This is a genomic window from Burkholderia sp. EMB26 (assembly GCF_024730645.1).
Classification (GTDB): domain Bacteria; phylum Pseudomonadota; class Gammaproteobacteria; order Burkholderiales; family Burkholderiaceae; genus Burkholderia; species Burkholderia cenocepacia.
Window position 1 is genome coordinate 887,274 of record NZ_CP078071.1, and the last position, 24,159, is coordinate 911,432.

Annotated in this window: 21 protein-coding genes; 9 read left to right on the forward strand and 12 right to left on the reverse strand. The window is 66.8% G+C overall.

Annotated elements, in window-relative coordinates:
* Window positions 1-13 precede the first annotated feature (13 nt).
* Window positions 14-1,377, reverse strand: a protein-coding gene (locus KU887_RS20795; RefSeq protein WP_258250486.1) for an IS3-like element ISBcen10 family transposase whose coding sequence is annotated in 2 segments (ribosomal slippage) — window positions 14-915 and window positions 915-1,377 — 1,365 coding nt in all. Because the reading frame shifts where the segments join, the coding sequence is not laid out codon by codon here.
* A 342-nt stretch (window positions 1,378-1,719) separates the two neighbouring features.
* Here KU887_RS20795 and KU887_RS20800 point away from each other — a divergent pair.
* Entirely contained in the window at window positions 1,720-2,052 is a 333-nt protein-coding gene (locus tag KU887_RS20800) for a hypothetical protein (protein ID WP_006483530.1), read from the forward strand.
* Between the two features lie 21 nt (window positions 2,053-2,073).
* Here KU887_RS20800 and KU887_RS20805 read toward each other — a convergent pair whose 3' ends face one another.
* The 3 genes from KU887_RS20805 to KU887_RS20815 form a co-directional block, all read right to left on the reverse strand.
* A complete protein-coding gene (locus KU887_RS20805) occupies window positions 2,074-2,946 on the reverse strand; it encodes a LysR substrate-binding domain-containing protein (protein WP_006496977.1) in 873 nt (290 codons plus the stop codon).
* 106 nt (window positions 2,947-3,052) lie between these two features.
* On the reverse strand, window positions 3,053-3,952 hold the full coding sequence (bla, locus tag KU887_RS20810; RefSeq protein WP_034202207.1) for a class A beta-lactamase: 900 nt from the start codon (window positions 3,950-3,952) through the stop codon (window positions 3,053-3,055).
* Window positions 3,953-4,163: 211 nt separating this feature from the next.
* A complete protein-coding gene (locus KU887_RS20815) occupies window positions 4,164-5,033 on the reverse strand; it encodes a peptidoglycan DD-metalloendopeptidase family protein (protein WP_006489809.1) in 870 nt (289 codons plus the stop codon).
* 500 nt (window positions 5,034-5,533) lie between these two features.
* On the opposite strand from KU887_RS20815, the gene KU887_RS20820 reads away from it, so the two are divergent.
* The 3 genes from KU887_RS20820 to KU887_RS20830 all read left to right on the forward strand — a co-directional run bounded on the left by KU887_RS20820 (window position 5,534) and on the right by KU887_RS20830 (window position 9,536).
* The gene (locus KU887_RS20820; RefSeq protein WP_048988029.1) at window positions 5,534-6,430 is read left to right on the forward strand and encodes a LysR substrate-binding domain-containing protein; all 897 of its coding nucleotides are present in this window, start codon (window positions 5,534-5,536) and stop codon (window positions 6,428-6,430) included.
* 46 nt (window positions 6,431-6,476) lie between these two features.
* The gene (locus tag KU887_RS20825; RefSeq protein WP_060268241.1) at window positions 6,477-6,863 is read left to right on the forward strand and encodes an ester cyclase; all 387 of its coding nucleotides are present in this window, start codon (window positions 6,477-6,479) and stop codon (window positions 6,861-6,863) included.
* Window positions 6,864-7,373: 510 nt separating this feature from the next.
* Complete coding sequence (locus KU887_RS20830) at window positions 7,374-9,536, forward strand: hypothetical protein (protein WP_258257721.1); 2,163 nt, start codon at window positions 7,374-7,376, stop codon at window positions 9,534-9,536.
* Between the two features lie 83 nt (window positions 9,537-9,619).
* Here the strand turns inward: KU887_RS20830 and KU887_RS20835 are convergent, their stop codons facing one another.
* Entirely contained in the window at window positions 9,620-10,360 is a 741-nt protein-coding gene (locus KU887_RS20835) for a sulfite exporter TauE/SafE family protein (RefSeq protein WP_181365759.1), read from the reverse strand.
* A gap of 131 nt (window positions 10,361-10,491) precedes the next feature.
* Complete coding sequence (locus tag KU887_RS20840; RefSeq protein WP_258257729.1) at window positions 10,492-11,493, reverse strand: aldo/keto reductase; 1,002 nt, start codon at window positions 11,491-11,493, stop codon at window positions 10,492-10,494.
* 141 nt (window positions 11,494-11,634) lie between these two features.
* Between KU887_RS20840 and KU887_RS20845 the strand changes: the two genes are divergently transcribed.
* A complete protein-coding gene (locus KU887_RS20845) occupies window positions 11,635-12,546 on the forward strand; it encodes a LysR family transcriptional regulator (RefSeq protein ID WP_258257730.1) in 912 nt (303 codons plus the stop codon).
* A 43-nt stretch (window positions 12,547-12,589) separates the two neighbouring features.
* Here KU887_RS20845 and KU887_RS20850 read toward each other — a convergent pair whose 3' ends face one another.
* Window positions 12,590-13,744 (reverse strand): porin, encoded by a 1,155-nt coding sequence (locus tag KU887_RS20850; protein WP_006489833.1) that lies wholly within the window; start codon window positions 13,742-13,744, stop codon window positions 12,590-12,592.
* 380 nt (window positions 13,745-14,124) lie between these two features.
* Here KU887_RS20850 and KU887_RS20855 point away from each other — a divergent pair, with 380 nt between their 5' ends.
* A complete protein-coding gene (locus tag KU887_RS20855) occupies window positions 14,125-15,222 on the forward strand; it encodes an OpgC domain-containing protein (RefSeq protein ID WP_006489829.1) in 1,098 nt (365 codons plus the stop codon).
* Window positions 15,223-15,283: 61 nt separating this feature from the next.
* Entirely contained in the window at window positions 15,284-16,228 is a 945-nt protein-coding gene (locus KU887_RS20860; protein WP_077021189.1) for an esterase family protein, read from the forward strand.
* Between the two features lie 64 nt (window positions 16,229-16,292).
* Here the strand turns inward: KU887_RS20860 and KU887_RS20865 are convergent, their stop codons facing one another.
* From KU887_RS20865 to KU887_RS20875, 3 genes are read right to left on the reverse strand one after another with little or no spacing between them, the layout of a single operon-like run.
* Window positions 16,293-17,894, reverse strand: coding sequence for a GMC family oxidoreductase (locus KU887_RS20865; RefSeq protein ID WP_006489815.1), 1,602 nt, complete (start codon window positions 17,892-17,894; stop codon window positions 16,293-16,295).
* 26 nt (window positions 17,895-17,920) lie between these two features.
* Window positions 17,921-18,454, reverse strand: a complete 534-nt coding sequence (locus KU887_RS20870; protein WP_062884796.1) for a sugar dehydrogenase complex small subunit — start codon at window positions 18,452-18,454, stop codon at window positions 17,921-17,923.
* 15 nt (window positions 18,455-18,469) lie between these two features.
* A complete protein-coding gene (locus KU887_RS20875) occupies window positions 18,470-19,753 on the reverse strand; it encodes a c-type cytochrome (RefSeq protein WP_006489831.1) in 1,284 nt (427 codons plus the stop codon).
* 312 nt (window positions 19,754-20,065) lie between these two features.
* Here KU887_RS20875 and KU887_RS20880 point away from each other — a divergent pair, with 312 nt between their 5' ends.
* On the forward strand, window positions 20,066-20,824 hold the full coding sequence (locus KU887_RS20880; protein WP_069351879.1) for an SDR family oxidoreductase: 759 nt from the start codon (window positions 20,066-20,068) through the stop codon (window positions 20,822-20,824).
* A 264-nt stretch (window positions 20,825-21,088) separates the two neighbouring features.
* On the opposite strand, the gene KU887_RS20885 is transcribed toward KU887_RS20880, so the two are convergent.
* Complete coding sequence (locus KU887_RS20885) at window positions 21,089-21,961, reverse strand: NmrA family NAD(P)-binding protein (RefSeq protein WP_258257744.1); 873 nt, start codon at window positions 21,959-21,961, stop codon at window positions 21,089-21,091.
* 185 nt (window positions 21,962-22,146) lie between these two features.
* Here KU887_RS20885 and KU887_RS20890 point away from each other — a divergent pair, with 185 nt between their 5' ends.
* Window positions 22,147-22,977: a LysR family transcriptional regulator gene (locus KU887_RS20890; protein WP_230463859.1), complete on the forward strand. Its 831-nt coding sequence runs from the start codon at window positions 22,147-22,149 to the stop codon at window positions 22,975-22,977.
* Window positions 22,978-23,031: 54 nt separating this feature from the next.
* On the opposite strand, the gene KU887_RS20895 is transcribed toward KU887_RS20890, so the two are convergent.
* On the reverse strand, window positions 23,032-24,126 hold the full coding sequence (locus KU887_RS20895) for a TrkA family potassium uptake protein (RefSeq protein WP_043205538.1): 1,095 nt from the start codon (window positions 24,124-24,126) through the stop codon (window positions 23,032-23,034).
* Window positions 24,127-24,159 lie beyond the last annotated feature (33 nt).

Here is a 24,159-nt window from a genome sequence, read left to right on the forward strand (position 1 = left end):
GGACGGTTAAAATCTAAGCGGCCAAGGGCTGAGTCCTGTATTGCACGGGACTCAGCCCATTTAATTTCAGCTTGATGCGTTCGTGGTTGTAGTAGTGAATGTAGCGGCTCAACGCATCTCGCAACTGCTCCACGCTGGCAAAGCGCGTCAGCCGATAGCACTCGGATTTCAGCGTGCCGAAGAAGCTCTCCATGGCTGCGTTATCAAGGCAGTTGCCTCTGCGCGACATGCTCTGGGTGAGCGCATGCTGCTTCAACAGCCGACGGTAGGCGGGCATCTGATACTGCCAGCCTTGATCCGAATGCAGTAACGGCCGTCCTTCATCATCGAGCTTGGCCAACGCCTTCTTCAACATGCAGCTGACCAACTCGAAGCTCGGGCGCTCATCCATTTGGTAAGCGACGATCTCCCCGTTGTACAAGTCCATCACCGGCGATAGATAGAGCTTTTGGCCCTCTACATTGAATTCGGTCACGTCGGTCACCCACTTCTGATTCGGGCGTTCAGCATCAAACTGACGCCGCAGTAGATTCGGGGCAACGCGGCCGACTTCGCCTCGCCAGGAACGATATCTCTTTGGGCGCACCAGAGATTTCAATTGCAGCTGTCCCATCAACCGTTGCACGGTCTTGTGGTTGATCGCATCTCCGGTCTGCCGGATCGCCGCCGTGATTCGCCGATAGCCGTAACGGCCCTTGTGGTGGTCGTATACGGTCTGGATCTTCGCTTTGAGATTCGCATACCGATCGCCGGCAGCCAATGCCTTGAGCTGGTAATAGAACGTGCTGCGCGCCAGGCCTGCCGCCTTCAGGAGCGCAGCTACCGGATGACACTGCCTGAGCTCACGCACTATTTGCGCTTTTTCCTGGGCGCTGCCTGCTTCTTGGATTGCAGCAGCGCATCGAGCTTTTTTAGGTATGCCACCTCCGCGCGCAAATACACGATTTCCTTGAGCAGTTCCTCGCGGCTCGGCTCTTTCTGCACGGTATCGTCGAGGGATTTCGGTGGTGGTGAGGTGGTCATTTTCGGGGGGCGCCCTCGGCGACGAGGCGCCAACGCATCTATACCGCCCTCATGATACAGACGCTCCCAGATCGGGATGCTTCGTTCATTGCGGATGCCGAATAGCGCTGCCACCTGCGCATACGACAGCTCATCGCGCCGCATCCGCTGAAGGACTGACAACTTGAATCGCGCGTCGTAGTGGCTGTGCTTCTTGCGCAGCCCCTGTTCACCATGCTCGCGATAGCTCGCCACCCAACGTCGCACCATCGTCCTGCCCACTCCGTAACGGTGAGCAAGTGTCTTGGTGCCGGCCTCTCCAGCCAGGTACGCCTGAACCACTCGACGCCGAAAACGTTCGTCGTACTTCGTCATGAAAAACACCCCAAAGGTTGGATCTAGTCCAACTTTTGGGGTGCAGTTCAATCACGAGCGGCCGTTTTGCTTTCCGGACGACGCTAACCGTTGCCGGCGCAACGGTTACCGCGATCGTTCGTCATGCGATCTTGTCCCATCCGGCGTTTCCCCACCTTGCGGATGCGCAGATCCGGCCTACATTGGTTGAAGCACTGCGCGGTCATTTGCTTATTACCTATATTTTCGTTTTTTGATTCAAGAGGTCCGATGGTTTTGCCGTTTACGCAGATAGCATCGCAGCGTTGACGGACTGCCACCCGAGCGGCCCCGCTGCGACGCGCTTCCTCTCTGGAGCCTGTCATGAAGCATCGCGTGTTCGCCTCGTTCGCCCTGGCTGCCTCGCTTCTGGCCTCGTCCTCGTCATTCGCCGCCGGCGCGTCCGGCATCATCTACTTTTCCGGCATGATCGTCGAGCCGCCCTGCTCGTTCGCGCTCGACACGGCCAACGCGGCCCGGGCACACGTGCGCCCCGACTGCCCGCGTCCGGCCGCCGGCCAGATCGCGTTCGTCGACGCGGCGACCCAGCGTTCGCTGAAGACCGCGCTCTTTACGCAAGCCTCCCGCGCAATCGTTTTACCTGACCGTCCGGGCAACGACCATGCACCGATGATCGCCGTCGTGACCTACCAGTAAAGCTCGCCGCGGCGCCGCGCGTCAGTCGCGGTGACGCGCGATCCAGTCGCTGAACGCGCGGATCTTCTGCTGGCTGCCGAGGTTCTCGGGGTAGACGAAGAAGTAGCGTGCGCCCGTTTCGAGCACGATGTCGAACGGCCGTTCGAGCCGGCGTGCGCTCACGTCGTCGTCGACGAGCGTCACGTCGCCGATCGCGACGCCGAAGCCCTGCATCGCCGCGTTCGTCGCAAGATCGAGCGTGTCGAACGTCGGCCCGCGCGCGGGATCGACGCCGCGCTCGCCCGCATGGTCGAGCCATGCACGCCAGTCGCGGTGGTCGCGCGTCGGGTGCAGCAGCGTGTGATGCGCGAGATCGCCGACCGCGCCGAGCGGCGACGTCTGCCGCAACTCGGGCGCGCAAACGGGTGTCAGCCGCTCGTCGAACAGCGGCAGCGCGACGACGCCCGGGCCCGGCGACGTCCCGTAGACGATCGCCGCGTCGAACGGCTCGCTCGAGAAATCGACGACGTGCTGCCACGTGGTCGTGATCTGCACGTGGAGATCGGGATGTTCGCCCTGGAAGCGCATGATGCGCGGCAGCATCCAGCGCATCACGCAGGTCGGCACCTTCAGCGCGAGATCGGTGCGCTGCCGCGTGAGCTTCATCGAGATGTCCTCGATCCGCGCGAAGCTCTCGTCGACCACCGGCAGCAACTGCTCGCCTTCGGCCGTCAGCGTGAGGCCCTTCGCATGCCGCCTGAACAGCGGAAAACCGTAATGCGCCTCGAGCGTCTGGATCTGGCGGCTCACCGCACCCTGCGTGATGCACAGCTGCTCGGCCGCGCGCGTGAAGCTGCGGTGGCGAGCCACCGTCGAGAAGATCTGCAGCGCGTGCAGGGGCGGAAGTCGGCGCATGGCGAACGGGAAACGGAAAACGGCGCGGAAGGACCGCGCGCCGACGCCGGCGCGCGCTGACCGACACGATAAGCCAAACGCCGGCTTTGCGCGAGACGCCGGGTACTCAGGCCGTCGCGGTGAGCGCGCCCGCCGCGATGCGCGCCGCCGAGGCGACGACGTCCGCGCGCGCCGCGGCATCGGCCTGCGGCTGCGTGAACGACACGGCCATCACGATCGGTGCGCGCGCCGGCGGCCACAGCACCGCGACGTCGGTCGTCGTGCCGAAGCCGCCGGTCCCGGCCTTGTCCGCGACGCGCCAGCCGGGCGGCACGCCCGCCGCGATGCCGGTCGCGCCGCGCGCGCCGCCGACCATCCACTCCGTCAGTTGCGCGCGCTGCGGTTCGCGCAGCGCGTCGCCGAGCAACAGCCGCTGCAGCGTGTCGACCATCGCGACCGGCGTCGACGTGTCGCGCTCGTCGCCGGGCGCGGCCTTGTTCAGTTCGGGTTCCCAGTGATCGAGGCGGAAGGTGGTGTCGCCGCTTTCGCGCGCGAACGCGGTGACGGCCTGCGGGCCGCCGAGCACGCCCATCAGCAGGTTGCCCGCGCCCTTGTCGCCCGACTGCAGCATTGCGGCGCACAGCTGCGCGATCGTCATGCCGGTGTCGACGTGGCTCTCCGTAATCGGCGAGCCGGACACGATTTCATAGCGGCGATACAGGATGCGACGCGGCAGCAGCGATGCGTCGAGCGAACCGCGCGCGAGCATCGCAGCGGCCGCCATCACCGCATACGTACCGCACAGCGGGAAGCGTTCGCGTGCGTGATGCGCGATGCGTACGCCGTTCGACGTATCGAGCGCGGCGACGCCGAGCCGCCCGTTCGAGGCCTTTTCGAGCGCGGCGAGTTCGGCTTGTGCGGTGTGGGCGCGCCCCTGGTCGGCGACCGGCGCGGACGTGCACGCGGCAACGAACGGCGCGGCAACGGCGGCAAGCAACAGCGAGCGGCGTGTCGGAGAGTGTTCCATGAATGAGGTCTGTTCTGTCGGAAACGGTGGCTCGAAGCAACGCGGCCGCGCATCCGCGACGCGCGACCGTTCACGCCGACGGCCGGCCCGCGACGGCATTCGCCGCGCATCCCCGAAAGACGCCCGTCGGCCCCGCGCGATGGCGGGATTCGCATGAACAGACCCTAGCGTAGCAGCGACCGCCGTCGCGTTCCAGCGAAACGGCCCCGCCTCACCCTTGCGACGAAGGCAGGTACGGCATCGGATTCACCGGCTTGCCGTCGCGTCGCACCTCGAACAGCAGCGCGACGCGCGAGTTGTCGAGATCGCCCATCTCGGCGATCGCATCGCCCTGATGCACGATGTCGCCCGTCTTCACGAGCAGCTTGCGGTTGTGCGCATAGGCGGTCAGGAAATCCGCGTTGTGCTGGACGATGATCAGGCTACCGTAATCGTTCAGGCCGGTGCCCGCGTACATCACGCGGCCGTCGGCCGCGGCGCGAACCGGGTCGCCCGGCCGGCCGGCGATCTGGATGCCGCGGTTCTGGCCGGGCCGGAACCCGTCGACGATCTTGCCGGTTGCCGGCCACTTGAGCGCGACGCCGCCCGCATGGCGACGGGTTTCCTTGACGACCTGACGGTCGCTCGCGCTCGATGCGCCGGCCTGCGAAGTGGCTTGCGCGGTTGTCTGCGAATTGCCCTGACTACCCGCCGCGCCATTGCTCGCGACGGCCTGCGTGGCAGCCGCTCCCGCGGGCGGCAACGGCTGCTGCCTGACGATGCGCAGCACCTGCCCCCTGCGCAGCCTGCCGTTCGCGGCCAGCTTGTTCCAGGTGCGCAAGTCGGCCACGCTGCAATCGTTCGCGGAAGCGATGCCCGTCAGCGTGTCGCCGCGTTTCACGACGTACTTCTGCGCGACGAGAATCGGCGCGGGCGGCATCGCGGCGGCCGACGGCGCGGCAGGCGGGCTCGAATCAGCGGGTTTTCCCGCCAGCGTGTCGCTCGGCGGAACGGACTGCGGACTTGCACAACCGGCCATGACGAGCACGGCGGCCAGGCCCGACAGCCACGCCGCCTTGCGGTGAATCTCGCGCGTTTTCATGGACGATCCGACTCCGGTTTGACAATCTTTCAAGCATCTCAAAAACGGAACGGCCGACGTGTAACCGGATGCAAACAATGATGACAAACGATCACGGACCGGATGCCGGCCGGCATTCGCTACCGGTAATACGGTCCGATCCGGAAAAACTTGATGGTGTTTTCGCAGAAAAACGGAAGAATTTTCGTCGCAAAAAACTATGGCTGATTTATTTCAATAGACATGCACCGCGACGTTCATCGCCACCACGCGACAAGTTCGGCACCGGCCCACGCGACGCCGATGCACAGGAACAGCAGATGCAGCGCGATCTTGAACGACACGCCCCATGACGAATCGATCTGCATGACAGGCTCCCCGGTTGATGTGCGTCCATGATCGACCATCGATCGCGCCCCGAAAATGCGGAAGCGGCGAACCGGGTCTCAGGCCAGCCCTGAGACCGGCGCCGCGGTTCCTGCTAACTTATCGGCCATTCCCCACCCATCGCTCCGCCCATCATGCGCTTCGACCTGACCGACCTGCGGCTCTTCCTGAACATCTGCGAAGCCGGCACGATCACGAGCGGCGCCGAGCGGACACACATCACGCTGCAGGCCGCGAGCGAGCGCATTCGCGGAATGGAGGACGAGCTCGGCGTGCCGCTGCTGCACCGGACCAAGTCGGGCGCACAGGCCACCGATGCGGGCCGTGCGCTCGAACACCACGCGCGCACCGTGCTGCAGCAGATCGATCACATGCGCGGCGAACTGCAGCAATACGGCCAGGGACTGCGCGGCCATATCCGGCTGCTGTGCAACACCGCGTCGCTGAGCGAATACCTGCCCGACGCGCTGGCCGATTACCTGCCGCGCCATCCGAAGCTGTCGATCAGCGTCGAGGAGCGCTCGAGCCAGGAGATCGTCCATGCGATCCGCAACAAGACCGCCGAGGTCGGCATCGTCGCCGATTCGGTCGGACTCGGCGGGCTCGAGCAGAAGCCGTTCCGCGAAGACTGGCTGATCGTCGTCGTGCCGGCCGCGCATCCGCTCGCGTCGCGCGACAAGGTCGCGTTCGACGACATCGCCGGCGAGGACTTCATCGGCCTCACCGACGGCAGCGCGCTGCAGGTGCATCTCGCCGACCAGGCGCGCGCGCTCGGCAGGCGGATCCGCTATCGCGTGCAGTTGAAGAGCTTCGACGCGATCTGCCGCGTGATCGCGAGCGGCGTGGGCATCGGCATCGTGTCGCGGCATGCGGCCGAGCGCGCGATGCAGACGATGGACGTGCGGCTCGTCGAGTTGTCCGATCCGTGGAGCCACCGGAAACTGACGCTCTGCGCGCGATCGTTCGACGCGCTGCCGAAGTACACGCGCGAGTTCGTCGCGTTCCTGTCCGGCGACGCCCCGCCGCAATGACGCGCGTCGCGTTCGACCTGCCCCATCGACTGACGGAGACATGACCATGACCGACACCGATCTCGCCACCCGCTATCGCGCGTATATCGACTGCCTGAACCGGCAGGACTGGCCGTCGCTCGGCGAGTACGTGTCCGACGACGTGATCCACAACGACCGGCCGCTCGGCCTCGCCGGTTACCGCGCGATGCTGGAACAGGACTTCCGCGACATTCCCGATCTCCGCTTCGACATCCGGCTGCTCGCGTGCGAGCCGCCGCACGTCGCGTGCCGCCTTCGCTTCGCGTGTGCGCCGACGGGAACGTTCATGGGGCTCGCCGTCGACGGCCGCAAGGTCACGTTCGCCGAGAACGTGTTCTACGAATTTCACGAAGGCAAGATTCGCCAGGTGTGGTCGGTGATCGACAAGGCGGCGATCGAGCAGCAGCTGTAGCGCGGTCGAAACGGCGGGTCGGCGCGCACGGCGGGCGGTGGCTGACAGCCCGCGGTGGCAGGTCGAACGCACCTCGATCCTTATGGATAACGTTTTCTTTTAGAAGGCGTCGGAGGCCCGCCTCCATCCGATGCGCTCGCCCGCCGCTTCAAAGCCCTTCGCGCGTGCAATGACAGCCCAGCCACCGAGAAAAATCCCCGAGATTTTCGCGTAATTCCGATTTACCCTCCGCACCATTCCCTCCCGCCATTCGGGTTTCTACCGGCGCATCCGATGTGAAAGTTCATTGACATCGCGTCGATCGATGCCTAAATTTGGAAAACGTTTTCCATTACTGGAGCGCGACGCCGGTGACGGCCCGCGCAGGGGGAACGCTTGCGCGCTCGATTTGTGATTCAGGCCGTCCGTCTTCAGGGATCAGGGTTGCAAGGCGGAGGCCGGGTACGGGCATCGTGCGCCGCATCGGCTACATGTGCCCGGCCTTCACCACTATTCAAAACTGGAGACACCATGCATCCGCGCAGCAGATTCACGCTCGGCGCCGCGCTCGGCGCCCTTTCCGTCGTGTTCGTCAGCGCCTGCGGCGGCAACGACGTGACCGATACGCCGCAGCCACCTCCTTCGTCCAGCACGCCCGCGCTCGCGGCGAACTCGCTGCAGGCGCTCGTCTACGGCGCGCCCGACACCAGCGTGCCGGCCGGCACGAACATCCCGGTCACGATGATGGGCCAGATGCGCGCGCTGTTCGACCTGATCCGGAAATCGCCCGATTTCACGCAGGTCGTGATGGATCTCGGCGACGGCACGCCCGTCCACGTGCTCGACACGAATACCGGCGACAAATTCCTGCCCGGCAAGCTCGCGCTCGGCCTGTCGTACATCCTGATCGACATGAAGTCGAAGAACGACCCGCAATACGCAAGCTACCTCGCGACGTACCAGGCGATCACGACCGCGATGATGGCGCAGTCGGGCAGCAACTACACGTATGCGAACACGTCGTGGGGCGAGTACTACTACCTCGTCGCGCTGAACAACCTGAAGGCGCACGGGATGCTCAACGAAGTCTTCAGCGACGCGATGCTCGCGACGCTGCAGCAGCGGCTCACCTTCTGCGACATGTTCGGCCCCGATGCAAGCGGCAAGACCAGCACGTGCCCGGCCGCCGGCACGCCGATCGACATCGCGTCGCTCAACACCGCGCAGAACTACTATGCGGTGTCCTACGGCATTGCCGGGCTGCGCCAGAAGCTCGGCTGGAGCAGCCCGTCGTTCGCATCGAAGACCGACCCGGCGGTCGCGACGATGAACGCGCGCGACGCACTGCTGTACACGCTGACGAACCACATTCGCAACGACTCGTCGGGCGGGTTCTCCGACGAAGCATCGAACACGCACACGACCTACTACGACCAGGCGCGCTTCGACCGCTACAGCACGCTGCTGATCGGCGAAGTGGTCGAGCGCACGTTCGAGATGGGCAACGAAGCGAACCTCACGCCGGAGCTGAAGGGCTATCTGCGCAAATCGGTCGACCTGATCCTGCCGCAGCTGAACCCCGACGGCCAGGGCTTCAACTACGGCCGCTCGATCGGCCCGTACGGCGATTCCGCGTTCATGGAGGTGCTGACGGCCGCGGCCAATGCCGGCGTGCTGACCGACCGGGAGAAACAGGTTGCGTACGCATTCATCTACCAGGCCGCGCGTCGTTTCGACACGTACTGGTACGATCCGTCGCTGCCGACGCCGTCGGTGAACATGTGGGTCAAGGGTCGCGGCACCGACACGTATCGCGGCAAGCCGCGCGTGATGGGCGAAAACTTCAGCCTGTTGCACCAGTACCTGTACGTGAACGCGTGGTGGAACAAGCTCGGCTTCGGCGGCCAGGCGCCGATGGCCGATGCCGACTACCGCGCGTGGCTCGACGCGCTGCCGCGCTACACGCTCACCTGGTACAACCAGCCGGGCGATGCCGCGCATCCGTACAGCGCCGCGCTGCTCACCGTGCGCGACGGCCGTCGCGTGATCAACCTGAATCTCAGCCAGGCGCCCGACTACAACTCGTACACGCCGTATTACCCGGTGCCGTTCTCCGACAAGCTGATCTACGGCACGACCGACCTCGGCTATGCGCTGCTGGTGCCGCAGGTGACGTACAACGCGAAGACCTACATTCCGGTCACGTACTACAGGAACCTGAACGTGCAGGAAAGCAACGGCCAGGTGATCGTGTCGTTCGATACGACGAAGTTCCGGCTCGCGTCGAAGAACGCCGCGTACACGACGGATCTCGACCTGCAGGTGCACACGGTGCTGACCTTCGCGCACGGCTCGGTCTCGCGCAGCGATACGCTGAGCTCGGGCACGCTCGCGGGCAACCTCGCGGTCGAGACGGATTTCACGTCGTTCGCGGATTTCGCGTCGACGCAGGCCAATGGCGACGGCGTGTCGGTGACGTACGCGAACAGCGCCGCGACCGGCTATGCGGCATCCGGGTTCGACACCTGCGCGCTGTCCGCCTTCGACACGGTGAACGGCGCGGCGAATCCGTTGTCGACGACGCCGATCGGGCAACTGCATTCGAACTTCGCGTGCACGACGAAGCCGTTCGCACTCGGCGCAGGCGCGACCCGCACGGTCGGATGGACGCTGAAGTACGCCGATCCGGCGTGAGCGGGGCAAGCACCATCCCGTGACCGTTCCCGAAGCCGGTTGCCGAAACCGGCTTCGGGATCATTCAGCATCCGGGCGCGCGTTCACCACCACCCCGACCCCGCCATATACGCGCCGAGCGCGATCAGCCCGACGAAGAAGCAGCGCTTGAACGTCTTCTCGCTCATCACGCGCCGCGCATATTGCCCGCCGGCCATCCCCGCCAGCGCGGGCACGAGCGCGAGCGCCGACACACCGAGATCGACCGTCTGCAGTGCGCCCGTCACGCGCAATTGCAGGCCGAGCACGATCGTCGACGCGGTAAACGACAGCCCGAGCGCCTGGATCAGATCGTCCTTCGACAACCGCAGCGCCTGCAGGTACGGCACCGCCGGTACGACGAACACGCCGGTCGCGGCCGTCACGACGCCCGTCAGGTAGCCGACCACGGCCGACAGCCATTTTTCGTGGCGCCCCGGCGCGGGCAGCCGCGTGGCCGCCAGTCCCCACAGCCCGTAAAGCACCAGCACCACGCCGAGCGCCGCGTGCGTCCACGTGCTGCCGGCCGCGAGCGCCGGCAACCCGCCCGTCAGCGTACCGACCGTCAGGCCCGCGAGCAGCGGCCACAGCCGGCGCAGCAGCGCGCCGAACGACGGACCGAGCCACAACTGCCACACGTTGGTGATGAACGACGGCACGAGCAGCAGGCTCGCCGCGGCCGACGGCGGCATCGCGAGCGTCAGCAGCCCCATCGCGATCGTCGGCAGCCCGAGCCCGATCATGCCCTTCACCGCGCCGGCCAGCAGGAAGACCAGCACGATGATCGTCAGCGTATGAATTTGCATGGCAGGCATTCCGTCCGTCGAGTACGGCGCCGATGGTGCCTGCCCGCCATGCCGCCCGCCATCTGGTTTTGCCTGAGGCTGGCTCGGGCCCGCCCGCCGGGCCTGTCAGCCCGGCGATTCGACCCCGTGGATCACCCCCGGCCCTGCTCGCTGTCGAGGTGGACCATTTGCGCGGCGGGATAACGCTCGCCGGCAGCCGCCCCGGCGGGGACCGCCGCTTCGATGCGGACGAGATCATCGACCGTTAGTTGCAATTCAGTCGCCAGCAAACCGTCCTGCAGTTGCGGGCGCTTGCGGGCGCCGACGAGCGGCACGATGTCGGTCCCGCGCGACAGCGCCCACGCGATCGCGACCTGCGCCGGATTGCTGCCTTTCTCGTCGGCGATCGCGCGCAGCGCGTCGACGAGCGCGAGGTTGTGCGCGAGGTTTTCGCCCTGGAAACGCGGGCTCGCCGCGCGGAAGTCGCGCTCGCCCTGCCGCGCCGCGGTCCAGCGGCCGCCCAGCAGCCCGCGCGACAGCACGCCGTAGGCCGTCACGCCAATGCCGAGCTCGCGGCATACGGGCAGGATCTCGGCCTCGATCCCGCGCGACAACAACGAGTATTCGATCTGCAGGTCGGCAATCGGCGCGACGGCCGCCGCGCGGCGGATCGTGTCCGCGCCGGCTTCCGACAGCCCGATATGGCGCACGTAGCCGGCCTTCACGAGATCGGCGATCGCGCCGACCGTTTCCTCGATCGGCACCGCCGGATCGACGCGGGCCGGGCGATAGATGTCGAGGTAGTCGGTGCCGAGCCGCTTCAGCGAGTACGCGACGAAGTTCCGGATTGCCGCGGGCCGCGCGTCGTAGCCGGCAAACCCGCCGGCCGGATCGCGCAATGCGCCGAATTTCACGCTGATCCGCACCTGGTCGCGGGTGCGGCCGCGCAGCGCGTCGCGAATCAGCATCTCGTTGTCGCCCATGCCGTAGAAGTCGCCGGTATCGAGCATCGTGATCCCGTGGTCGAGCGCCGCGTGCAGCGTCGCGATGCTTTCGTCGCGGTCGGCCGGCCCGTAGAAATCCGACATCCCCATGCAGCCGAGTGCGATCGCCGATACCTGCGGGCCCGTGCGGCCCAGTTGACGCCTGTCCATGTCCGTTTCCTTCAAATGGTGAGTGGATGAAACGGATTCTGGACGCGCGACGCCGCGCGATAAACGCGAAACGCTCCACCAAACCATTCGACGCTGATTAACAATGGAGCCTGGTTTCCTCCCGCCAAGGTTCTCGCCCGCATGGATCATCTGCAAGCAATGCGCATCTTCGCGCGCGTCGCCCATCTCGGCAGCTTCACGAAGGCGGCCGAGCAGCTCCAGTTGCCGCGCCCGACGGTCAGCAACGCCGTCCAGTATCTGGAAAAACACCTGAAGATCCGGCTGCTGCAACGCACGACGCGACGCGTCGCGCTGACCGCCGAGGGCGCGACCTACTGCGAACGCTGCGTGCGGTTGCTGGCCGATCTCGACGACGCCGAAACGCTGTTCGAGGATGCCGGCGCGTCGCCGCGCGGCGTGATCCGCGTCGACCTGCCCGAACGGTTCGCGCTGAACCAGGTGATTCCGGCGCTGCCGGATTTCCACGCGCGCTACCCCGACCTGCGCGTCGCGATCAGCACGACCGACCGCTTCGTCGATCTCGTCGCGGACGGCATCGACTGCGCGGTGCGGGTCGGCGCGCTGTCCGACACGTCGCTCGTCGCGCGGCGCGTCGGCGAGATGGCCCAGATCAATTGCGCGTCGCCCGCCTATCTCGCGCGCCACGGCACGCCGCGCTCGCCGGACGATCTGCCGGACCACGTCGCGGTCGGCTATTTCTCGAGCCGCACGGGCCGCGAGCTGGACTGGGAATATGCGGACATGGATTCAGGCGAGATGCATACGGTGAAGATGCACAGCGTCGTGTCGGTCAACAGTTCGCAAGCGTATCTCGCGTGCTGCCTCGCGGGCCTCGGGCTGATCCAGGCGCCGCGCGACGGGCTCGCGCCGCTGCTCGCCGACGGCTCGCTGGTCGAGGTGCTGCCGGAATGGCGTGCCGGGCCGCTGCCCGTATCGGTGGTGTTTCCGACCGGCCGGCATCTCGCGCCGCGCGTGCGGATCTTCGTCGACTGGCTCGCGGAAACGCTCGGCGGCCTGCGCCGGGCGGACTGACGACGGTCGTGCCGGGGGCCGTGCGCCCCGGCACGACACCCGGTCAGAACTTGTGACGGATCGCGGCGCGCACCGAGAACTGGTTCGCCGATGCCGACGGGCCATCCGTCCCGACGACATAGCCGCCGTCGGCCGCCGTGCCCGTCTTGTCGCCGGCCACCTTCTGCCATGCACCCTGCAGGTATACGTCGGTGCGCTTCGACAGGCTGTAGTCGGCCATCAGGCCGACCGTGTGGTACTTCGGCTTGAACGAGCCGGCCGCCGCATCGTACTTGCCGTCCGTGTACACGTACTGCGCGCCGAGATAGAAATCGGGCGTGAGCTGGTACTTGCCGTTGACCTCGAAATTCTGGAACTTCGTCGCGGTCAACCCGAGGCCGGCGAACGTCGACGCCGGCAGGTAGACCGTCGATACCGGGTTCTTCACGTCGGTCTTCGTGTAGACGAAGCCGACCGTGGCCGGGCCGAACGTGTAGTTGACGCCGCCGCCGAAGATGCGCAGCCGGTCGGCGACGAAGTTCGCGTCGTCGGCCGCGATCGCGCCCGCGCTGCCGATGCCCGGGTTGTTCGCCTGCAGGTACGCGGCCGCGACCTGCAGCCCGGCCAGCGAATACTGCGCGCCGATGCTGTACTGGCGGTTGTTCGAGAAGCCCGTGCTGTTGCTGAAGCTGTACGTGCCGCCGAACGTCAGGCCGTTCCAGTCGGCGCTCGCGTACTTGACCGTGTTGTTGACGCGGAACGAGTTGTCCGTGTTGTCGTTGTCGAACGGGTGCGAGAACAGCGTGCCGCCCCAGTTGCCGTTCGCGGTCAGCGGTGCGAGATAGTCGACGACGGAATCGTACTGGCGGCCGAACGTCAGCGTACCGAAGCGCGATTCGGACAGCCCGACGAACGCCTGACGGCCGAACATGCGGCCGCCCTGGCCGAGCCGGCCGTTGTTCACGTCGAACCCGTTTTCCAGCGTGAAGATCGCCTTCAGCCCGCCGCCCAGATCCTCGCTGCCCTTCAGGCCCCACCGGCTGCCCTGCGCATACCCGCTCGCGAGCTGGTAATTCGTCTTTCCGACCCCATTGACGTTGACGTTGTTCGTGTAATTGAAGCCTTCGTCGATCAGGCCGTACAGCGTCACGCTGGTCTCGGCAAAGGCCGGCGCGGCGAAGGCAGCGAGCGCGGCGGCAAAAATGACGTGCTTCTTCATGACGGATCTCCGGAGCCGAGGGCCGGGCAGGCCGAGCGCCCGGCGAATGTTGGTCTGTTGTATGTGTGGCCCGCAGGGCGGACGACGCGGTGTGCGGCCGCGTGAGGACAAAATGGTGTCACGTCGGAAACCGTCCGTCCATCGGGTGCGGGTCGTCGCATGCAAAGCGTTGCGCTCGCCCAACTGCGCCGTTGCGCGGACAGCCTGACCGGGCTTATCGGCAGCGGCAGGCCGGACCGCCATCCGCGTAAACCCGGCAGGCGTCGCTTCGATGGCACAATGCGCATCCGTTCGCCATTTCTTCACGAAGTCATGCTTCACCCCGATTCATGCGCGGCGCGTGCCGGCCGTGCACGCGGCCCGCGCCGGAAGGCGCTCCGATGACCGCGCCGGCCCGGGCCGGCCGCTACGCCGAGCTCGATTTCTTCCGCGGCCTCGTGCTGCTCGTCATCGTCGTCGACCACATCGGCGGCAGCATCCTGTCGCGCGTCACGTTGCACGCGTACGCGCTGTGCGACGCGGCCGAGGTGTTCGTGTTCCTCGGCGGCTTCGCGACCGCCATTGCGTACAACTCGCTCGCCGAGCGGCACGACGAGGCCGCCGCACGGCAGCGCTTCATCCGGCGGGCGTTCGAGATCTACCGCGCGTTCCTCGTGACGGCCGGCCTGATGCTGCTGATTACCGCCGCGCTGAATGCGTTCGCGATCGACGGCCCGAACATGCCGACCAACGATCTCGACGGGCTGCTGCACAAGCCGCTCGCCGCGCTGCGCGACATCCTGCTGTTCCGCCGCCAGCCGTACCTCGCGTCGGTGCTCCCGATGTACGCGTTCTTCGCGCTGCTCGTCCCGCTCGCGCTGCCGCTCGCCCGCACGCAGCCGTGGCTGATGCTCGCGTTCAGCGGATCGCTGTGGTACGCGGCGCCGCACGTCGCGCGCTTCTTGCCGACCGTCGAAGGCGCGCCGTGGGACTTCAACCCGTTCGCGTGGCAGTTCCTGTTCGTGCTCGGCGTGATCGCGCGCTGCCAGCCGGTCTACCAGACGCTCGCGCCGCGGCCGCAGGGCTGGCTGCTGACGGCCGCGTCGCTCGCGATCGTCGCGGCCGGCGCGTACTACCGGCTGCGCATCGAGCCGTTCCCGACCGATCCGTCGATCAAGCAGAATCTCGGCGCGCTGCGGCTCGTGAACTTCCTCGCGATCGCGTGGCTCGCCGCCAAGCTCGTGCACCTCGGCTGGATGAAGAAGGTCGCGCACGCGATGCCGTGGATCGGCACGATCGGCCGGCAGGGGCTGCTGTGCTTCGTCGCGGGCACCGGCATCTCGCTCGCGGTCGATTCGCTGCTCTACCAGGCGACCGAAGGCTATCTCGACGTGCCGCTCGGCCTGACCGCCGACGCCGTCGCGATGGGGCTGCTGTATCTCGTCGCCAAGCTCTACGGTCCGCTCGTCGCGCGGCTGCCGTTCCGTTCGCGGCCATGACGCGCCGCGCCGTCATGCGCCGCTGCTACGATAGCCGGCGCCTCCCCTGAAACGATTCGCCATGCGCCGACTCGCCCTTCCGTTCGCCCTCGCCCTGATCGCCGGCGCGATCGCCACCGCCCATGCCACGCCGCCGGCACCGGCGCCCGCGCCCGCGGCATCGCCCACGCAGCCGCCGGCCGTCCAGACCGCGACGACCCCGTCGACCGCGCAGGAGCCGTCCGTCAATCCGGGCAGCAGCGTCGTGCTGCGCACGTTCCGCTCGGCGTCGCTGAAGCGCGACTGGTCGTACACGGTCTACCTGCCGCCCGGCTACAACCCGGAAGGCGCGCGCTACCCGGTGATGTACCTGCTGCACGGCAACGCGGGCAACGCGAACGACTGGGTCACGCAGGGCCGGCTGCAGGCCACCGCCGACACGCTGATCGAGCGCCACGACATCCCGCCCGTCGTGATCGTGATGCCGCAGGGCGGCACCGACTGGTACGTCGACCGCAAGGAGAAGATGCAGAGCGCGTTCCTCAACGACCTGCTGCCGGAAGTCGAAGCGCACTTCGCGGTGTCGAACCAGCGCGCGGGCCGCGCGATCGGCGGTGTGTCGATGGGCGGCTTCGGCGCGCTGCGCTTCTCGCTGCTCGAACCGGGGCTGTTCTGCGGCGCGATGCTGCTGAGCCCCGCGATCTATGCGAACGAGCCGCCGCTCAATTCCGCCGCGCGCTACGTCGGCGTGTTCGGCGATCGGCAGTTCGATTCACGCGTATGGCACGAGCTGAACTACCCGGCGCTGCTGCGCGGCTATTTCGCGCGCAGCTGGCGCGTGCCGATGTTCATCGCGGCCGGCGACGACGACCTGACGATCCAGGCGGAGTCGAGCGTGCTGTATACGCATTTGCGCCGCGCGCAGAATCCGGCCGAACTGCGCATCGTCGACGGCGGGCATACGTGGGACGTGTGGCGCGGGTTGCTCGGGCAGGGGTTGAGGTATGCGTTGGAGTGTGTGAAGTAAAACGGGGCTGAACGCGCCCGGGCACGGCGCCAGCACGTGCGCGATGCCCGCCGCCCCGCTTGCGTCACACCTCCGCCCCAATCGTCTTTGCCATCCTGAGCGCCAGCGCATACCCGGTCAGCGTCGGATTGACCACCGACGAACTCGGGTGCACCGCCGTGCTCGCGATGAACAGGTTCGGATGATCGTGCGTCCGGCAATCGCGGTCGACGACCGAATCGGCCGGATCGTTGCCCATGATCGTCGTGCCCATGATGTGAGAACTCGGCACCCACGCATGGATGTCGTTCACGATCTCCGTCGCACCGAACACCTGCTGGAAATCGCGGTAATCGTCGAGCACTTGCGACGCCGCACGCAACGAATAGTCGTACACGTCGTAGTCGGTGCGCGGCGTCGGCAGCCCGAGCGCATCCTTGCGATCGCCGAGCGTCACGCGGTTGCGCGGGTCGGGCAGGATCTCGACGTAGCTCGCGATCTTCAGATAGCGCGCCGCGTCGTGGCGGATCCGTGCATCGAGCGCGTCGCCGACGACACCTTGCGCGATCAGCCGCCGCGTGACGATCTCGTTCGGCACCGTGTTGTCGAGAAAATGCCGGATCGCGCCGTGTTCGCGACGAAACGCGCCGTCGCGCCGCGTGTTGATGCTGCCTTGCTGCGTCGGACCACGACCGGCCCACAACGGTTCGCGCGCGAGCATCGCGATCGCGCGGCCGGTGTGTCCCATCATGTTGCGGCCCACCTGGCCCGACGTGTTCGCGACATCCGACATCAGCAGCAGCTTCGGAATCTCGACACCGTGCGCCGCGAGCACGAAGGTCCGCGCGGTCAGGCGCGTGCTGTTGCCATCCGGCGTCATGTAGTGGATCGCGGCGATCTTGCGATTCTCGCCGCGCTCGATCTTGTAGACGACCGCATTCGTCAGCAGCCGCGCGCCCTGCGCGACGGCGCGCAGCACCGGACGATCGCCGGAGAATTGCGCGCCGATCGGGCAGATCGGCGCGCAGTTGTTGTTGCCGGCGCAGGTCGGCCGGCCCTCGTAGGGCCGCGTCGCGCGCGCGTTGGGCTCGTCGACGAAACGATGACCGATCGTCGCGACCTTTTCCGCGACCTGCTGCGTCAGGTACGACCACGGCTGCTGACGCATCGGGTAAGGCTTCGAGCGCGGCGGGAACGGCGCGCCGCCTTGCCCGCTCTGGTCGTCGGTGTCCGAGCCCGACACGCCGATCTGTTCTTCCGCGAGCTGGTACCACGGCTCGAGCTCGTCATAACCGATCGGCCAGTCGCGCCCCTGCCCGTACAGGCTGTGCAGCCGGAAATCGTTCGGCAGCATGCGCCACGTCGCGCCACCCCAGTGCCACGTCGTACCGCCGACGAGCCGCAGGAACGACGGCTTCTGCAACACCGGGCCGACACTGTCGATGTAGCGATCCGAATAGCGGCCGGTGGACGACTTCGGCGCCCACGGCAGATCCGGATACGGGCCGTTGTAGTCCGACTTGTTGCCGTAGTTGCGGAACGCGCGAACGAGCTCGGCCCGCTTCACGTCCGGCCCCGCCTCGATCACGATGACGGACTTGCGCTGCTGCGTCAGCGACTGCGCCACGGCGCCGCCCAGGATGCCCGCGCCGATGACGATGACGTCCGCGTCATAGGAACTGCTCATGATTTCGATCCTCGTTCGAAGGCGGCTCAGCCGGCGTCGGCGGCCGGGCGTGCGGTCCAGTACTCGGGGCGCGCGCGGATGTAGGTTGGAATGACCGTGACGTCGGAGGTCGGCTCGAACATCAGCGCGGTTTCGTAGCCGACCATGCGCGCCTGCCCGCCGTGACCGACGCTGCCGGTGTAGAAGGCTTCGATGATGGCCAGCGCCGTCGCGCGCAATTCGGGGGCGGCGACGCCCAGCGTGCGCACGAACCTATCGACCGGCTGCGTGCCCGTGCCGATCGCGACGGCCAGCGCGCGCAGCCGTGCGGGGAATTCGCGGTCCTGCTCGACGAGGCCGTCGTAGACCGACTGCACGTAGCGCGACGGCAGCGCCGAGCGGCGCGTCAGGTACGCGGCCACTCCGGCAAAGTCCCGCAGTGGCACGGCCTGCGGCGCGGTGGCCGCGCGCGCGATCAGCATGCCGGCCGGCAACGCGGCGGCAAGCGCCGCACCGGCCGACAGCTTCACGAGCCGGCGGCGCTGCACATCCGGTGCGCCGCTCACATCGAAATCGTTCATCGCGTGCCTCTCCTGTCAGTGGGCGGGCGCCGTGCGAATCTTCGCGACCTCGGCCGCGCTCACGCGGGCCCGGCCGTTGCCGAATCGTTCGCTCAGGTAGTTCACCAGCGTCACCACTTCGTCATCGTCGAGTTCGGTCTGGAACGCCGGCATGAAATAGTGCGTGGCGCCGTTGTTCACGCTCGCGCCATGCATGACGACCTGCAGCAGGTTCGACGCGGTGGCGGTGCCGACCGCGCTGTTGGCGAACAGCGACGGGAAGAAGCCGTCCGTCGTGCCGGCGCCCGTCATCCCGTGGCAGCTCGCGCAATGATCGAGGTAGAGCGACGCGCCGGCCGGCGTCTGCCCGCCCGCGGCGGCCGCGGCGCGGATCGCGAGGTAGTCGTCGGCGGGACGCCCCTGGGTCGAACGCGGTGCGGTATCGGCGCCCTTCGCGGCGGGCACGGTCGACAGATACACGGCGATCGCGTTCAGATCGCGTGCGCTCATCCGGCTGAAGCTGTGCTCGACCGCCTCCGCCATCGGGCCCGCGGCCTGCGCCTTGCCCGGGACGTTGCCGGTACGCAGGTACTGGACGATCTGCGCGGTCGTCCACGTGCCGATGCCCGCGTCGCGATCGCGCGTGATGTTGAACGCCTGCCAGCCGGCGAGCGGCGCGCCGGCGAGATAACCGACGCCGGTTTCGTCGTACGCCAGCTCCTGCATCCCGATGCCGCGCGGCGTATGGCAGGTACCGCAGTGCGCGGCGCCCTGCACGAGGTAGGCGCCGCGATTCCACTCGGCGTCGCGCCCGGGTTTCGGCACGTACGCGCCTTCGCGCAGATACAGCGCGTTCCAGATCTTCAGCGGCCAGCGTACGGTCAGCGGCCACGGGAAATCCGGCGCGCGGTTCGGCTGACGCACCGGCGCGACGCCCTGCATGAAATACGCGTACAGGTTCGCGATGTCGTCGTCGCTGAACTTCGTGTACGACGGGTACGGCATCGCCGGGTACAGGTTGCCGCCGTCGCGCCGCAGCCCCTTGCGCAGCACGTTCGCGAAGTCCTGCTCCGAGTAGCGGCCGATCCCCGTTTGCCGGTCCGGCGTGATGTTGGTCGAGTAGATGTTGCCCATCGGCAGCGGCATCGCGAGACCGCCCGCGAACGGCTGACCGCCCTGCACCGTATGGCACGCGACACAGTCGGCCGCGACGGCCAGCGCCTTGCCCGCGGCGACGCGATCGGCCGCCTGCCCGGCCGCCGACGCGGAGGTCGCGATGAGGAAAAGCACGACAAGGGCGGAAAGGCCGGGCAAACGCATGGAAATCGTTCCTGGAGGAATCCGGTGGAAAAAGCGGTTTCGGGCGCTTTTGCGATGCGGCCCTCTATTCATTCGAAGGCACCGACCGCTTGGCGTGGCCGCACTATATCATCTTCTGTATCGATACACTAAATCGATACAGAATTGCCATTCGGGTAATAATCAGCGAGTGCTCGACCAGCGCCGCGGGATCGATCGCGCTTTGCAAGCGTGCGCGAACCGGCGCGGCGCGCATTTCGACTACATTGCCGAAGTGGCGATGACATCGGTCATCGCCGGCCTCCCCTTACTCGACCCGCAGGAAACCCAGCCATGTCTGTCTCGAAGAAATTCGCCGCCGTCACGGGCGCCGGCTCCGGCATCGGCCGCGCCGCGGCCCTCGCGCTTGCCCAGGCCGGCTTCACCGTCGCGCTGCTCGGGCGCACGGAGGCGTCGTTACGCGAAACGCAGGACGCGATCCGCGCCGCCGGCGGCGACGCGCAGGTGTTTCCGGTCGACGTCACCGACGAAGCGTCGGTCGACCACGCGTTTGCACGGATCGCGCAACAATTCGGCCGGCTCGATGTCCTGTTCAACAATGCCGGCCGCAACGCCCCGGTCGTTTCCCTCGATGAATACGAACTCGACGTGTGGAACAGCGTCGTCGCGACGAACCTGACCGGGGTGTTTCTGTGCGCGCGGGCCGCATGGCGGATGATGAAAGCGCAGACGCCGCAGGGCGGCCGAATCATCAACAACGGCTCGATCTCAGCGCACGCGCCGCGCCCCGACACGATCGCGTACACGGCCACCAAGCACGCGGTGACCGGGATCACGAAGTCGCTGGCGCTGGACGGCCGCCGGTACAACATCGCATGCGGCCAGATCGACATCGGCAACGCCGCGACGTCGCTCACGGAACGGATGACGCAAGGCGTCCCGCAAGCGGACGGCAGCCTGGCGCCCGAAGCGCGGATGGACGTCGCGCATGTCGCGAACGCGATCGTGCAGATGGCGAATCTGCCGCTCGACACCAACATCCTCAACATGACGATCATGGCGACGGCGATGCCGTTCGTCGGTCGCGGATAGCGGGCGCCGAGGTCGTACCGGGAGGCCTCGTCCACGAACGGATGCAATGCCTCCCGTCGCTCGATGCGCGTCACCGCTCGGGCCGGTGCAGCACGCCGCGCCGCGCGTGTTCCGTCAACGTATCTTCTTTTTCTCGCCGGTCGACAGCGGCTTACATACGACGAACCGACGACGGTCCTGCCCCTGAACGACATAGGCACGGCGCGGGTACGAAAGGATTGAGCGGCCCCGCAATAGAGCCAGATGGAATGCGAACGCGCGGCGTTACGCCCGCAGGATATCCTCGGCGACATGCTCGAACGGCACGCGCCCGTGGCGAAGTTCCACCGTTGCGTCGCTTTCGAAGCCGATATGGCCGTTGTTCAGCCCGCGATTCAGTTCGATGAAACCATCGATCGCGGCAGTCGAGAACGGGTTCATCGCGAGCACCCCGGCCCATGCGGACGGCTCGAGCGCCACCGGTCGCACCGGCCGATTCAGCACGCGCGCAAAGGCATCCGCGATGTCGGCCGGTGAATACGCGCTCGGCCCCGCCAGCCCGACCTTCCGGACACCGTTCCAGTCTTCCTGCAGCATTTCCGCCGCAACGCGGCCGATGTCTTCGGTCGCGACCATCGGGATCGCCCGTTCGACCGGCCCGAGCAGACTCGGCAGGATACCCTGCACGCGGACCGGCCCGACGACGCGCGCCCAGTTCTCCATGAAGTAGGCGGCCCGCAGGAACGCGACCGGTATGCCCAGTTCGGCCAACCGCTGCTCGGCCGTCCGGTTGGTCGCAATCACGCCGGTGCCGGCCGACCGGTCCGCGCCGACCGACGACAGCAACACGAGTTTCGGCAAGCCCGTCGCGCGAACCGCCGCGGCGACGGCACGCGCCGTCACGTCCGCGTGCTCGAACAGATTTTCCAGCGCATAGTTGGGCGGCTTGACCAGATATGCACCGCGCGCGCCGGCGAACGCCTGCATCAACGCAGCGGAATCGGCCAGATCGGCAACCACCACTTCCGCACCCAGCTCCGTCCAGCGCACCGCCTTCGCTCGATCGCGCACGACCACGCGAACCGGAACCCCTGCATCGATCAGCACCCGGGCGGCGACGGCCCCCGTGCGTCCTGTGACACCCGTGACAACGTACATGTGTTCTCCCAATAGCCGCTCCACCGGTTGGAGCGATGGTTTCGATGATGTACGCTGACCTCACATAACTCAAATGCATACCGATCATGTCAAACATGCACGAAGCGGATTTACGGTCCGTCGATCTCAACCTGCTCAAGCTGCTCGACGCATTGCTCAAGGAACGCAGCGTCACGCGTGCCGGCATGCGGCTCGGCCTGACCCAGCCCGCCGCGAGCCGCGCGTTGGGCCGGCTGCGCACGCTGCTTCACGATCGTGTCGTCGTGCGCACGCCGAAGGGGCTGGAATTCACGCCGCGCGCGGCATCGCTTGCGCAGCGCGTGTCGCGTGTACTGACGGAAGCGGCAGGCATCGTCGCGCCTGCGGTGTTCGACCCGGCCACCGCGCGCGGACTGTTCTCGATCGCGAGCCTTGATCACATGGCGTTGACGCTGATTCCGGATGTGAATGCGCGGCTGGAACGAAGCGCGCCGGGACTGGATCTCGATGTTCCGCCGTCACGCAGCAATAACGTCGAACTCGTGACGGATGGCACCGCAGGTATCGCGCTCGGCGTATTCGACGACGATACGTTGCCCGCCGGCATCTATCGTCGAAAGCTCTATGACGATAATCTGGTCTGCATCGTGCGGAACGGGCATCCAGCACTGTCGGCGCGGCTGACACCGAAGCGTTTCGCCGCGCTGTCGCACGTGCTGGTGACGATCGGCGGCCGGGGTGGAGAACTCGTCGACGCAGCGCTCGCGCGGCAAGGGCTGCACCGGCGGATTGCAATGCGGCTACCGCATTTCCTGGTGGCGCCGATGGTGGTCGCGAAGAGCGACATGACGCTAGTGCTGCCGCAACGGTTGGCGCGGCATGTCGCGTTGTCGATGCCGGTCACACTCGTGAAGTTGCCGGTCGAGGTGCCGTCTTTCTCGCCGTCGATGATCTGGCACGAACGCACACACGACGATCCCGCGCATGGTTGGCTGCGGCAGCAGATCGTGGAAGTTGCGCGGGAGATGGGGCGCTAGGTATGGCCAGCAGGCGTATGCGACGCATCGCGCTCGGCGCAACCCGCTTCTCTGTCACACATCCGGATCCGGAATCCGCGCCGACTGAATCACCACCAGCGTATCGCCCGCCTCGATCCGGCACGGCGGATCCTCGTAAAACGAATGAATCTTCCCGCAGCGGTCGAGCCCGACCACGATCGCGCCCGGCACGACGTTCGTCAGGCAGCCGATTTCATGCGGCAACGCCTCGCGCTCCAGCAGCGTCGCGCGCCCGCGCGTCGACAGCATGTCGTTCACGAACGGCACGATGTAGCGGCTATGGACCGCGTCCGCCAGCAACAGCGCGCCGATCTTCGTCGACGACACGATCACGTCCGCGCCGGCCTGCCGCAGTTGCCGCTGGTACAGGTTCTCCTGGATCCGCACGACGATCTTCGTATCGGGCGCGATGCTGCGCACCGACAGCGTCAACAGGATCGCGGTCGGATCGTCCGTCACCGAAATGATCACGGCCTTCGCCGCGCGCACCTGCGCCTGCTGCAGCAGATCCTCGTGCGCCGGATCGCCGAGCAATCCCGTCACGCCGAGCGACGTCGCCGCCTCGAGAGCCTGCTGCTGCGAATCGATCACGATGATCGTCGCCGGATCGACGCCGCTCTCCAGCAACTCGCGCACCGCGATCGATCCCGACAGGCCATAACCGCACACGACGATGTGATCGGACAGTTGCTTCTGCAGGCGTTTCATGCGGAATTCCTCGACGACGCGCTGGATCACGAACTGATACGCCGTGCCCAGGAAAATGAACCAGATGCCGATGCGGATCGGCACGATGAAGAACGCATCGAGCAGGCGCGCCCGCGCCGTGACGGGCACGATATCGCCATAGCCGACCGTCGCGACCGTGACCATCGTGAAGTACACGAGATCGGCCACGGTCATCGGCGTGCTCTTGGTCGAATCGCGCAGGCCGTCGCGATCGAGATACAGCACGAGGAACGCGAGCGTGCACAGCAGCACGACCGCACCGAGGCGGAACAGCAGCGTGCGCCGCGGCGAGGTCGCCGGGCGCGTGAACAGCGTGCGCGCACGCGGCGCCTGCCACGGATTGCGGGCGCGGCGCAAGCGCATGCGCAACGAGCGGCGCTGATCGGATGGCGTGGCCAACGGGGAATCTCCTGAAGGATGCGGGCTCGATTC